This is a genomic window from Pseudomonas proteolytica (assembly GCF_007858275.1).
Taxonomy (GTDB): Bacteria; Pseudomonadota; Gammaproteobacteria; order Pseudomonadales; family Pseudomonadaceae; genus Aquipseudomonas; species Aquipseudomonas proteolytica.
Genome location: NZ_VFEV01000014.1, coordinates 102,103 through 113,967, shown reverse-complemented (window position 1 = coordinate 113,967; position 11,865 = coordinate 102,103). Strand labels below are relative to the sequence as shown.

Annotated in this window: 11 protein-coding genes and 2 pseudogenes; 7 read left to right on the top strand and 6 right to left on the bottom strand. The window is 59.1% G+C overall.

Annotated features, from left to right (window positions below; all coding sequences use genetic code 11):
- Nucleotides 1-57: 57 nt before the first annotated feature.
- Nucleotides 58-1,254 carry an NHL repeat-containing protein gene (locus tag FIV38_RS12570; RefSeq protein WP_092237720.1) on the top strand — a complete coding sequence of 399 codons (1,197 nt, stop codon included), beginning with the start codon at nt 58-60 and terminating at the stop codon, nt 1,252-1,254.
- A 40-nt stretch (nt 1,255-1,294) separates the two neighbouring features.
- Here FIV38_RS12570 and FIV38_RS12565 read toward each other — a convergent pair whose 3' ends face one another.
- Nucleotides 1,295-1,774 carry a GyrI-like domain-containing protein gene (locus FIV38_RS12565; protein ID WP_092237723.1) on the bottom strand — a complete coding sequence of 160 codons (480 nt, stop codon included), beginning with the start codon at nt 1,772-1,774 and terminating at the stop codon, nt 1,295-1,297.
- Nucleotides 1,775-1,969: 195 nt separating this feature from the next.
- Here FIV38_RS12565 and alaC point away from each other — a divergent pair, with 195 nt between their 5' ends.
- Complete coding sequence (alaC, locus tag FIV38_RS12560) at nt 1,970-3,181, top strand: alanine transaminase (protein ID WP_029296464.1); 1,212 nt, start codon at nt 1,970-1,972, stop codon at nt 3,179-3,181.
- Between the two features lie 57 nt (nt 3,182-3,238).
- Here alaC and FIV38_RS12555 read toward each other — a convergent pair whose 3' ends face one another.
- Together FIV38_RS12555 and FIV38_RS12550 are read right to left on the bottom strand one after the other, a co-directional pair.
- Complete coding sequence (locus tag FIV38_RS12555) at nt 3,239-4,591, bottom strand: GntP family permease (protein ID WP_029296462.1); 1,353 nt, start codon at nt 4,589-4,591, stop codon at nt 3,239-3,241.
- Nucleotides 4,592-4,674: 83 nt separating this feature from the next.
- On the bottom strand, nt 4,675-5,208 hold the full coding sequence (locus tag FIV38_RS12550) for a gluconokinase (protein WP_029296460.1): 534 nt from the start codon (nt 5,206-5,208) through the stop codon (nt 4,675-4,677).
- Nucleotides 5,209-5,421: 213 nt separating this feature from the next.
- Here FIV38_RS12550 and gntR point away from each other — a divergent pair, with 213 nt between their 5' ends.
- From gntR to FIV38_RS12530, 4 genes are all read left to right on the top strand, one after another.
- Nucleotides 5,422-6,453, top strand: coding sequence for an HTH-type transcriptional regulator GntR (gene gntR / locus FIV38_RS12545; RefSeq protein ID WP_029296458.1), 1,032 nt, complete (start codon nt 5,422-5,424; stop codon nt 6,451-6,453).
- Nucleotides 6,454-6,630: 177 nt separating this feature from the next.
- The gene (locus tag FIV38_RS12540; protein WP_092237725.1) at nt 6,631-7,263 is read left to right on the top strand and encodes a glutathione S-transferase family protein; all 633 of its coding nucleotides are present in this window, start codon (nt 6,631-6,633) and stop codon (nt 7,261-7,263) included.
- A 10-nt stretch (nt 7,264-7,273) separates the two neighbouring features.
- Entirely contained in the window at nt 7,274-8,011 is a 738-nt protein-coding gene (locus FIV38_RS12535; protein WP_092237728.1) for an NAD-dependent epimerase/dehydratase family protein, read from the top strand.
- Between the two features lie 150 nt (nt 8,012-8,161).
- Entirely contained in the window at nt 8,162-8,662 is a 501-nt protein-coding gene (locus FIV38_RS12530) for a hypothetical protein (protein ID WP_092237731.1), read from the top strand.
- A gap of 125 nt (nt 8,663-8,787) precedes the next feature.
- On the opposite strand, the pseudogene FIV38_RS30930 reads toward FIV38_RS12530, so the two are convergent.
- Together FIV38_RS30930 and FIV38_RS30925 are read right to left on the bottom strand one after the other, a co-directional pair.
- A pseudogene (locus tag FIV38_RS30930) lies at nt 8,788-9,210 on the bottom strand (methyl-accepting chemotaxis protein); the annotation flags it as partial.
- A 120-nt stretch (nt 9,211-9,330) separates the two neighbouring features.
- A pseudogene (locus FIV38_RS30925) lies at nt 9,331-10,107 on the bottom strand (PAS domain-containing protein); the annotation flags it as partial.
- Between the two features lie 805 nt (nt 10,108-10,912).
- On the opposite strand from FIV38_RS30925, the gene FIV38_RS12515 reads away from it, so the two are divergent.
- On the top strand, nt 10,913-11,329 hold the full coding sequence (locus tag FIV38_RS12515) for a GNAT family N-acetyltransferase (RefSeq protein ID WP_092237734.1): 417 nt from the start codon (nt 10,913-10,915) through the stop codon (nt 11,327-11,329).
- On the opposite strand, the gene def is transcribed toward FIV38_RS12515, so the two are convergent.
- Nucleotides 11,326-11,865 (bottom strand): peptide deformylase, encoded by a 540-nt coding sequence (gene def / locus FIV38_RS12510; protein WP_092237738.1) that lies wholly within the window; start codon nt 11,863-11,865, stop codon nt 11,326-11,328. The two genes, FIV38_RS12515 and def, sit on opposite strands and share 4 nt — an antisense overlap.

The window sequence follows — 11,865 nt, the reverse complement described above, 5'->3', positions numbered from 1 at the left end:
CTCAACGTCTACATCGAGCAGGAATGGGAATTCCAAACTTCCCCATGGAGAGTGACCATGAGCATTCCATCCAACACCCCCCCGATGAATAGCGCTGGAGCCCCAGACCTTTCGTTTGGTAACTCATCCCCTAAAAACGGTACTGTTATCGCCCTACAGTCCGAGGGAATTTCCCGCGTGCTCAACGATGGGTCAACCATTACTGTAGGGTTAACTTCCGCCGCAGGTGAAAGACGTATCGTCGTAACCAAACATACACCTGCTGGAGAACTGGATTTAAACTACGGGACTTGGGAAACGGAAACTAGCGAGGTCATCCGCCTCGTTCACCTGACCATTCAACCCGACGGGAAACCCCTGTTATTGGCTGCGCGTGGAAACGAGGGCGCCGCATTTATTACCCGCTTCAATGTACAAACCGGCGACGTGGATCACTCGTTTGGCATCGCAGGAACCAGAGAACTCGGGAAAAGAATCTACACCGGCCTACTTCCCAGAGGGGGTCTTGCGGTGCAAGCCGATAACAAGATCGTTTCTGTGTTCCATGATGGCACCCAAAGTTTTATCTTTCAGCTCAGCGTCAGCGGCGAGCTGATCAACTTTGGATATCTCGGGCCCATTGAGTCGCCAAATACCCTTCTCAACACATTACTGATCACCTCCAGCGGTTTTGTCATCGCCGGCACCAGAACTGGCACCGACACCCGCAGGGCACACATGAGGGGGTTTCTTGCAAATGGCCAACCGGACTCCACGTTCGGCAAGGAGGGGGTCGTTGAGCTGGAGTTTTCAAATAATGAAAACAAACAAATCTCAGCGCTCGCGAAGGGGCCAAATGGTCAAATAGCTGTTGCGGGGGGGAGTTATTACTTGCCATCAGAGATGAACTTCGTGGCCAGTGTACTTGCCGACGGTCAAGCCAACCCGCAGTTCAATGGCGGAAAACCTGTGGAGAGCAGCTCCAATATTTACTCCTATACCGATGTCGTGACCCAGGCCGATGGGAAAGTTGTTGCTTTAGCGCGTAGCTCTAACGGCGCCCAGGTTGATCTGATCAGGCACACCGTGACCGGTCGGTTGGACCCCGATTTTGGTCAGCAAGGTATTGCACAGGCATGGCGCGATCCGCAAGGACGGCCCGAGCATTCCTTTGTCGACACACTGGAGTTGGTACAACCGGGTGAAAAACTGCAAAGCAGTGGTGTTCTAAGTAGTTACCGCGGATCCTTTATCGGGCGACTGCTCAGCCAGTAGTACTACCGGCTGAGCTGCCCTGGCAGCTCGGCCGTATGTCTCAACGTTTCTTGACAGGCAGCCAGATTTCCACGGTGCCGGTGCCCTTATCCACATCGAAGTCGGCGCTGTAGCGCTCGAAATCCGCGCCCGCCACTGTGTAACCCGAGGTCGGCAGCCACTCGTACATGACTCGCTCATAGGTCTGCGACAGCGCATACACCGGCCCGTAATGCGCAAAGACCGCATAATGATTGGCCGGCACTTCGATGGATTCGAAGTTGCTTGGCACATCGCCCTTGGCCGGCACTTCGACCCCGGCGATGTAATCGAATTCTTCTTGCGTGGCGTTGTAGCAAACGCCGTAGGTCACGCCGCCGATGCGGTTCTTGATCTCTTTGATGCAGGTGTCGAACAACTCCCACAACTTCGGGATGTCCCCCAGCGTGGCCTTGCCGTAATGACCGCCGACCCCGGCGATCACCATGGCCTTGCCCTCTTCCATGCGGGGTTCGAGGGGTAGCGTTGCCTGTTGGTTCATCTGCACAATCTCCATGGGTGAGTGACCAAAACCATACCGAGTATAGGGGCATACGCACGTCACACTCCAGATGGAAAAATTTCCTACGCCATCTGGACAACCGGCTGTCATCGCCCGTATTGTCTGCCCCGCAGGCCACCGCAGTGGCCGACGTCGCTCGGACGGTTCCGGGCGCTTACGTACTCCGAGGCAACAATGGCTGACCAAGGTTCGCCGCGCCGCTTTGCGCGCATAGATCGACTCCCCCCTTATGTTTTCAATATCACTGCCGAGCTGAAGATGGCTGCGCGTCGGCGCGGCGAAGACATCATCGACTTGAGCATGGGTAACCCTGACGGCCCGACTCCACCGCATATCGTGGAGAAACTGGTGACCGTCGCCCAGCGTGAAGACACCCACGGCTACTCCACCTCCAAAGGCATCCCGCGCCTGCGCCGCGCTATTTCGCGCTGGTACAAGGATCGCTATGAAGTGGATATCGACCCGGAAACCGAAGCCATCGTCACCATCGGTTCCAAGGAAGGCCTGGCGCACTTGATGCTGGCCACCCTGGATCAGGGCGACACGGTCCTGGTGCCCAACCCCAGCTACCCGATCCACATCTACGGTGCCGTGATTGCCGGCGCCCAGGTGCGCTCGGTGCCGCTGATTCCCGGCGTGGATTTTTTTGCCGAGCTGGAACGGGCGATTCGCGGTTCGATCCCCAAGCCCAAGATGATGATCCTCGGCTTCCCGTCCAACCCCACGGCGCAGTGCGTGGAGCTGGATTTCTTCGAGCGGGTGATCGCCCTGGCCAAACAGTACGACGTGCTGGTGATCCACGACCTGGCCTACGCCGATATCGTCTACGACGGCTGGAAAGCCCCGTCGATCATGCAGGTACCGGGCGCCAAGGACATTGCGGTGGAGTTTTTCACCCTGTCCAAGAGCTACAACATGGCCGGCTGGCGCATTGGCTTTATGGTTGGCAACGCCGAACTGGTCAACGCCCTGGCGCGTATCAAGAGCTACCACGACTACGGCACTTTCACCCCGCTGCAAGTGGCGGCCATTGCCGCGCTGGAAGGTGACCAGCAATGTGTGAAAGACATTGCCGAGCAATACCGCCAACGCCGCAACGTGCTGGTCAAGGGTCTGCATGAGCTGGGCTGGATGGTGGAAAACCCGAAGGCGTCGATGTACGTCTGGGCGAAGATTCCCGAGGCGTATGCCGCCATGGGCTCCCTGGAATTTGCCAAGAAGTTGCTGCTGGAAGCCAAGGTGTGTGTCTCGCCGGGGATCGGCTTTGGCGAGTATGGCGATGACCATGTGCGCTTTGCGCTGATCGAGAACCAGGACCGCATTCGCCAGGCGGTGCGCGGGATCCGGGCCATGTTCCGGGCTGATGGGCTGGTCACGAAAGCCTGATAGCCGCCCGATAACGAATGTGGGAGCGGGCTTGCCCGCTCCCACATTTTGCTTGGGTTACACCACCAACGACAGCAACATGATGAAGCCCAGTGCCACGATGGACAGAATGGTCTCCATCGCCGTCCAGGTCTTGAACGTCTCGGCCACGGTCATGTTGAAGTACTGCTTCACCAGCCAGAACCCTGCATCGTTGACGTGCGACAGAATCAACGACCCCGCCCCCGTCGCCAGCACCAGCAACTCCAGGTTGACCCCCGGCACCATACCCACCACCGGCACCACGATACCCGCGCCAGTAATGGTGGCAACGGTCGCCGAACCCGTGGCAATGCGAATCACCGCCGCTACCAGCCAGGCCAGCAGGATCGGATTGATCTGCGCCGTCACCGCCATATGGCCGATCACGTCACCCACGCCGCTGGTCACCAGCATCTGCTTGAAACCACCGCCGGCACCGATGATCAGGATGATCGCGGCGGTCGGCGCAAGGCTGGCGTCGAGCAGCTTGAGGATCTGCTTGGAGTGGATGCCCTGGCGATGGCCAAAGGTGTAAAGCGACAGCAGCAACGCCAGGAGCAAGGCACTGATCGGGTGGCCGATCATGTCCATCCAGTTGCGCACCACATTGCCTTCGGCAAAGGCGATGTCAGCAAAGGTTTTGAGCAGCATCAGGAACACCGGCAGCAGCACGGTGATCAGGGTGATGCTGAAGCTCGGCAGGTTTTTCGAGTCGGTCTCACGGGCCAGTTGATCCACCAGCTCCTGGGACGGGTTGCCCGGGATGTGCTTGGCAATGAACGTACCGAAGATCGGCCCGGCAATGATGGCGGTCGGCAAGGCAACGATCAGGCCGTAGAGAATGGTCTTGCCAATGTCTGCGCCAAACACGCCGATGGCCAGCAACGGCCCCGGATGCGGCGGTACCAGGCCATGCACCGCCGACAGGCCGGCGAGCAGCGGGATGCCGATCTTGATCAGCGATACACCGGTACGGCGCGCGACGATGAACACCAGCGGGATCAGCAGCACAAAGCCGATCTCGAAGAACAGCGGGATGCCCACCAGGAAGGCGGCGAACATCATCGCCCATTGCACCTTGTCCTTGCCGAAAGCCCGGATCAGGGTCTGCGCGATCTGATCGGCACCGCCGGATTCGGCCATCATCTTGCCGAGCATCGTACCCAGCGCCAGGATAATCCCGACAAACCCGAGCACACCGCCAAAACCGTCCTGGAAGGCCTTGATGATCTTGTCCACGGGCATGCCCGAGGTCAGGCCAAGGAAGCCTGCGGCGATGATCAGGGCAATAAAGGGGTGAACCTTGAACCGGGTGATCAACACGATCAGCCCGATGATAGTGACCACTGCATCAAGCAGCAGGTACGACTCGTGGGACATTCCAAACATGGGGGTCTCTCCTGTTTGTTGTTGTTATTAAAGCGGGTGTTGAGTTTCGTGCCGCCAGATAGCGCTATCTTTCGGCCAAAAAATCATCGGGAAGGTTCAAAGCCGTGGGTCAGCCACCAGGCGTGGGTCTGCGCGGCCAGGTCCTCGATGCTGTCTTCACTGGCATTGAGGGCCAGGGTCAGCGGCTCGCCGATAGGCGATTCGAGGGTGGCGAACTGGCTGTCGATCAGGCTGGCCGGCATGAAATGGCCGGGGCGATGGGACACGCGGTCGGCGGCCACCTCGCGGGTCAGTTCCAGGAAGACAAAACCCAGGCCCGGCGCGGCTTCGCGCAGGTGGTCGCGGTATTTTTTCTTCAGCGCCGAACAGGTCAGCACTGGATGCTCGCCAGCCTTGAGCGCACGGCGCAGCTCATCGCAGAGGATGTCCAGCCAGCCGGCACGGTCGTCGTCGTTGAGAGGATGGCCTGCGCTCATCTTTTCGATATTGGCAGCCGGGTGAAAGCTGTCGCCTTCAATGGCGGTGGCGCCGTTCAACAGGCACAGGGCCTCGCTGACACTGGACTTGCCACAGCCGGAAACACCCATGATGACCAGGGCGGTAACAGGTTGACTCATGAAACACCTCAGGACGCAGATAGCGCTACCTTTGCACGCCCTAAGGCTAGTGCAAAAACAGGCTTTTCCCGCGCCTAATTGTCATTTTTATGGAGTGACGCGTGCATCCGCTCCAACCGTTTGAGCAAGGATCAGGCAACCCTTTGCGCAAGTATTTGCAGGCCTTTGGAGACAGCGCTACCTTAGTGCCTCGATTTTTGTTTGGCAAGCCGCCTGATGACCTCCAAGAACGATAAAAATACCCGCACGACGGGTCGCCCTACCCTCAACGAAGTTGCCCGCCTGGCGGGCGTCAGTCCGATCACGGCCTCCCGGGCCTTGCGCGGCATCAGCACCGTGGCCCCCGACCTGGTGGAAAAGGTGCAAAAAGCCGCCGCCGAGCTGAGCTACGTGGTCAACCCCGCCGCCCGCGCCCTGGCCTCTGCACAGAGCCAGTCGGTGGTGGTGCTGGTGCCTTCGCTGTCCAACCTGCTGTTTATCGAAACCCTGGAGGCCATTCACCAGGTGTTGCGGCCCAAGGGCTTCGAAGTGCTGATCGGCAATACCCACTATTCCCGGGACGAAGAAGAAAACCTGCTGCGCAACTACATGGCCTATCAGCCGCGGGGCTTGCTGCTGACCGGTTTTGATCGCACCGAAAGCGCCCGGCGCATGGTGGAGTCGAGCAATGTACCTTGCGTGTACATGATGGACCTGGACCCCACGGCCGGCCTCAACTGCGTGGGTTTCTCGCAGATCAGTGCCGGCGAAACCGCCGCCGCCCACCTGATCTCCCGGGGTCGCAAGCGCCTGGCCTATGTTGGCGCACAGCTGGACCAGCGCACGCTGCTGCGCGGCGAAGGCTTCCGCCAAGGCCTGCAGAAGGCCGGTTTGTATGACCCGGCATTGGAACTGCTGACCCCGCGCCCCTCGTCGGTGGGCCTGGGTGGTGAACTGTTCCTGCAACTGCTGGCCAGCCATCCGGACGTGGACGCGATTTTTTTCGGCAACGATGACCTGGCCCACGGCGCCTTGCTCGAAGCCCTGCGCCACGGGATCAAGGTACCGCAGCAAGTGGCGGTGCTGGGCTTCAACGACCTGCCCGCCTCCAGCTTCATGGTGCCGCGCCTGAGCAGCATCAGCACCCCGCGCGAAGCCATTGGCCGACGCGCGGCAGAGCACTTGCTGACGGTGATGGCGGGCAACAAGATCGCCCGGCCGGTGGTGGATATGGGGTTTGAATTGAAGGTGCGCGAGAGTACCTGAACCAATGTGGGAGCGGGCTTGCCCGCGATAGCGGTGTATCAGTGCCAGATGTATTGCCTGACACACCGTTATCGCGGGCAAGCCCGCACACATTTTTGAGCGTGCCCACTTAACTCTATCGCTGTCCTCGCGCGCCCCTGCTAAATTGCCCAACTCACCTTTTGCCAGGGAAGCACCATGGGACACGCGCTGAAAATCTTGGGTCGCACTTCGTCCATCAACGTACGAAAAGTCCTGTGGACCTGCCAGGAACTGGCTATCCCCTACCAGCGTGAAGATTGGGGCATCGGCTTCACCCCTACCCAGTCACCCGAATTCCTTGCCTTGAACCCTAACGCCCAGGTACCGGTCATCGTCGATGACAACGGCGTGCTATGGGAATCCAACACCATTTGCCGTTACCTGGTGGGCTTGCACCAACGCCACGACCTGCTGCCCGCCGCCCCTGCGCCACGGGCCGGGGTCGAGCAATGGATGGATTGGCAAGCCACCGAGCTCAACCCCTCCTGGGGCTACGCCTTCCATGCCCTGGTGCGCAACAACCCGGACTTCCAGGACCCGCAGCGCGTTGCCGCCGGGGTGCACGGCTGGAACGACAAGATGGGGCTGCTGGAGCAACAATTGATCAAAACCGGCGCCTATGTGGCCGGGGATAACTTCACCCTGGCCGATATCCTGATCGGCCTGTCAGTGCACCGCTGGCGGATGACGCCCATGGAGCGCCCTGCCTACCCGGCTGTGGACGCGTACTACGCCCTACTCAGCCAGCGCCCAGGTTTCCAGGCTTTTGCCCTCGACGGTCACAACTAAGGACTACACGATGAAAGGACTCAACGTACTGCTCACCGGTGCCTGCGGCAGAATCGGCAAGACCTTCTTCGAGGCCTCGAAAGATCGTTACCGCTTCACCCTCACCGACCGCGTCACACCAGGCTTCGCCTTCGACGGCCATCGCTTCGTGCAGGCCGACTTGAGCGACAAAACCGCACTGCCAGCGCTGCTCGACGGCATCGATGTGATCGTGCACCTGTCGGGCATTCCCCACGCCAGCGCGACCTTTGACGAACTGCTACCCAACAATATCCTCGCCACCACCTACCTGTTCGAAGCGGCCGTGGCCGCCCACGTCAAGCGCCTGGTCTTCGCCAGCAGCGCCCAGACCATCGAAGGCTATCCGGTGGACCGGCAAATCACCCCCGGCATGCCGGTGCTGCCGGCCAACCTGTATGGCGTGAGCAAATGCTACGGCGAAGCGCTGTGCGGGTATTACGCGGCCAAAACCCCACTCTCCACTATCGCTCTACGCATTGGGGCCTTTGAATTTGCCGAAACCCACGACCTGAACAACGCTCGCGACCTCAGCGCCTGGCTCAGCCCTCGGGATGCCGTCCAGTTGTTGCAGCGTTCGGTGGAGGCCGAAGGGGTCAAGCACCTGATCGCCCATGGCATTTCCAACAACCGCTTCAAGCGCCTGGATTTGAGCGAGACCACGCGGGTCCTGGGTTATCGACCGGTAGATGATGCATTCCAGCTATTCGAAATTCCCATCACCTACTGAAGCCTGTGGCCGCCGGCGGCAAACATTCGCCGTTGGCGGCACCCCTCATGACTATGCAGCGCCCTCAACGCCAATGAATCCGGGGGTGTTGGCTCTCGGCACGCTAATTGCTAAATCCTCTGCATCGTTCAAACCCACAGGTGCCCGATCATGTTGGTCAATACCCAAGTCTCGTCCGTGATCCAACAGTCCAAACGCCCCGAGCTGGACCCCGCCAACGCCGCCGCCAGTGCGCTGTACAGTGGCGTGATGCAGAACGTGCAGAATGCTGCTGCCGCGACCCAGGTGCAGGCCACGCAAAAGGCCACTGACGCCACCGCAAGCAACGTGGATGCCGCTTTTGCCAAGACCCGCCTGCAATTGCAAGCGACCCCGCCGACCAGTGCTACGCCGACCACCGCGACCAGCACCCAGGCCCGCGCAGAATTCACCGACTATATGACCAAGACCCCGGCCGAACGCATCCGCGATCAGATCCTGCTGGAAAAGGGCCTGACCGAAGACGATGTAAAAGCGATGCCCGTGGAACAACAAGACGCTATTGCCCAGGAAGTGGCTGATCGCCTAAAGATGCAGGTAGCGGAGCAGTTCGCCGAGAAGACTGCTGACCCGCAGATCAAGGCCGTCAAAGACGCCCTAGCCGCAATCTGACTCAGCACAACGCCCTTTGTAGGAGCGAGCTTGCTCGCGAAAAACCTGAGACCGCCACGGGGAACCAGATACCCCGCGTTATCGTTGAAGTTTTTCGCGAGCAAGCTCGCTCCTACACAGAGGCACTACTGCAGTTGCAGGGTGGAGTTGAACTGGCCGATGGCGTCCACCACATGCCGCGAGCCTTCCTGGATCTCCAGGATCACCTGCCCCGCTTCATTGGCCAACTCCACCCCCAGGCCGGTACGACTCAGGCTCGACTGCATGCTCGACACCGCGCTCAGGGACAAGTCGTGGTTCTTGCGCACCACATCGACAATCTCGATTGTCGCCTGGCTGGTACGCGCCGCCAGGCTGCGCACCTCGTCCGCCACCACCGCAAAACCCCGTCCGTGCTCACCGGCCCGTGCCGCTTCAATGGCCGCGTTAAGCGCCAACAGGTTGGTTTGATCGGCAATCCCGCGAATGGTCTGCACGATGGTGCCGATAATGTCCGACTGCTTGCTTACCGCGTCGATGCTGACTGCCGCTTGATTGAGGTCGCGGGAAATTTCTTCGATGATCTGCACCGTCTGCTGCACCACTTCCGACCCCTTGCGGGCACAGGCGTCATTCTGCACCGAGGTGGCATGGGCCGAATCGGCAGCGGTGCGCAAGGTAGTGACTTGGTCGGTGATGTCACTGGCGAACTTCACCACTTTGTACAGACGCCCGTTGGCATCGAAGATTGGGTTGTAGGAGGCTTCCAGAAATAGCGTCTGACCCTGTTTGTTGCGCCGCTCAAAACGATGGGAGTGGAATTCGCCCCGGTTCAGTGACGCCCAGAATGCTTTGTAGGTCGGCGATTCCACCTCGGCGCGATGACAGAACATGCTGTGGTGCTGGCCGACGATTTCACCGAGGGAGTACTGCACCGTCTTCAAGAAGTTCTGGTTGGCATTGAGGATCTGCCCCTGGGGCGTGAACTCGATGACCGCCATGGAGCGGCCTATGGCATCGATCAGGCTTTGGTTTTCGTGCTCGCGGTGAACCCGTTCGGAAATGTCCGCAGCCACCTTGATCACGCTCTGCACTTGTTTATCCGGACCGTAGACCGGCATGTAACTGGCCTCCAGCCACACTTCCTGGCCAGTTTTGGTCAAGCGCATGAACGTGCCGCTGATGGGTTCGCCCTGGCCCAGGTCGCGCCACAATTTGGCGTAGTCATCGCTGCGGTAATAGGACTCTTCACAGAAGATTCGATGGTGTTTACCGCGTACTTCCTCGGCGCTGTAACCCATGACCTTGCAGAAGTTTTCGTTGGCATCCAGTACCACGCCGTCGCGATCAAACTCGATCATCGCCATGGAACGGCTGATGGCCGCCAACTTGGCTTGGGCCTGGGTCAGCGCGCAGGAAAAGCGCTCGATTTCCAACAGGTCGGATTTGTGGTGGAGGTTAAACATGATCGGATCACCTTCAGCGCTGTCTTTGAATGACGGTTAGTTCTTGGATTTGACCCAGTACAACTTTCCACAAAACAGGCAAACGCAGCTGTCCATAAGGCAGGACAAGTGTCAGGCGATAGATAAATGATGGCTAATCGGAGAGTCCATGGGACAACGCTCGTTTCAAGGCATCCTTTTCTTGATGACCCCAGCCGGGGCCAGCTTTAACCGACACACGTAAATCCATTTAACCTGCAGCTCCTTTTTCCGGCGCTTTGACATACGCACTTATCTATTCACAGTTTGTATAGTGCTCATCAACCACTATGCAAACAGCCACCCGAAACGCTTCATATGGCAAGCGACATAAGTGGTTATGGGTGAGCATAGACAGGGCTTGGCGCTATGCAAGGCCATTAATCAGCCAGCATTTATAGACAGGTGTTGAAGGGGATGTGCAGGGGCAGGATGTATCGATGCCGCTGTAGGAGCGAGCTTGCTCGCGAAAAGCTCGAGAGCGCCGTGTTTTTCCTGCGAACACGCGTTTTCGTTAACGCTCTTCGCGAGCAAGCTCGCTCCTACAGTGAAGTACTCAGTGACCGAACAGGCCTGTCTCGGTCTTCTTGGCTTTTTTGTCCGCACGTTTTTCATCAGCGGTCTTTGCCGGTTTTTTCTTCGCGGCTTTCTTTGAATCCATACCTTTGGCCATGCTGCATGCTCCACTAACAGAGGAAGTAACAAGGGGTATAACACCTATTGTCCACCAGAAGGCGCTTTGCCCGACTTATAATCCCCGCCCCTGGATCACACCTGTCATACCACCATGCCCGAGTTGCACATTGATCAACTGGCAGAGCCCCTGTGGCCGCTGCTTAACAAGTTTTATCGCAGCCACAACTCATCGATGAAAGCCCTCAAGGGCGGCCAATTGTGGGTGGCGCGTAATAGCGAGATTGTGGCCGGTCTGTGCCTGAGCCCCGTGGTCGGCGGCCAGTGGCTGACCGGGCTGTTTGTCGATCCGGCATTACGTGGGCAAGGGCTGGCGACGCGGCTGATTGCGCAAGCGATCGCGCCTGTCGAAGGCTCGGTATGGCTGCTGTGCCACCCGGACCTGGAAGGGTTTTATGCAGCCCAGGGCTTCAGCCAGCAGACGGTGTTGCCACAGTCCCTGGCCGAGCGCCTGGTGCGCTATAAGCGCAACAAGCCGATGATCGCCATGGGCGTGTGCCGCCAGGCCTAGGCGTCGGCGGCAGGATCCAGTTCGGGGAACATCACCTCGATAAACCCGAACTTGCTGAAATCAGTGATGCGCGAAGGGTACAGGCGACCGATCAAGTGGTCGCATTCGTGCTGCACCACCCGCGCATGGAAACCATCGGCAATCCGCACAATCGGCTCGCCCTTGGGGTCAAACCCTTCGTAGCGAATCTGCTGGTAGCGATCCACTGCACCACGCAGGCCTGGCACCGACAGGCAGCCTTCATAGCCCTCCTCCAACACCGGGCTCAGCGGTGTAATCAGCGGGTTGATCAGGATGGTCTGGGGCACCGCCGGAGCTTCCGGGTAGCGCTCGCTGCTTTCGAAGCCGAAGATCACCAGTTGCAGATCGACACCAATCTGCGGCGCGGCCAGGCCGACGCCGCCCACATGCTCCATGGTCTGGAACATGTCATCGATCAGTTGCCACAGCTCGGGGCTGTCGAACATTTCCGGTGGTACCGGTGGCGCGATACGCAGCAGGCGTTCGTCGCCCATTTTCAGAATTTCACGAATCAT

Bases quoted from the DNA above. Each gene is read 5' to 3' on its own strand.
- alaC (WP_029296464.1), top strand. From the start codon at position 1,970: ATGGCTGACCAAGGTTCGCCGCGCCGCTTTGCGCGCATAGATCGACTC.
- FIV38_RS12555 (WP_029296462.1), bottom strand. From the start codon at position 4,591: ATGTTTGGAATGTCCCACGAGTCGTACCTGCTGCTTGATGCAGTGGTC.
- def (WP_092237738.1), bottom strand. From the start codon at position 11,865: ATGATTCGTGAAATTCTGAAAATGGGCGACGAACGCCTGCTGCGTATC.
- FIV38_RS12540 (WP_092237725.1), top strand. From the start codon at position 6,631: ATGGGACACGCGCTGAAAATCTTGGGTCGCACTTCGTCCATCAACGTA.
- FIV38_RS12535 (WP_092237728.1), top strand. From the start codon at position 7,274: ATGAAAGGACTCAACGTACTGCTCACCGGTGCCTGCGGCAGAATCGGC.
- FIV38_RS12550 (WP_029296460.1), bottom strand. From the start codon at position 5,208: ATGAGTCAACCTGTTACCGCCCTGGTCATCATGGGTGTTTCCGGCTGT.
- FIV38_RS12530 (WP_092237731.1), top strand. From the start codon at position 8,162: ATGTTGGTCAATACCCAAGTCTCGTCCGTGATCCAACAGTCCAAACGC.
- FIV38_RS12565 (WP_092237723.1), bottom strand. From the start codon at position 1,774: ATGAACCAACAGGCAACGCTACCCCTCGAACCCCGCATGGAAGAGGGC.
- FIV38_RS12515 (WP_092237734.1), top strand. From the start codon at position 10,913: ATGCCCGAGTTGCACATTGATCAACTGGCAGAGCCCCTGTGGCCGCTG.
- FIV38_RS12570 (WP_092237720.1), top strand. From the start codon at position 58: ATGAGCATTCCATCCAACACCCCCCCGATGAATAGCGCTGGAGCCCCA.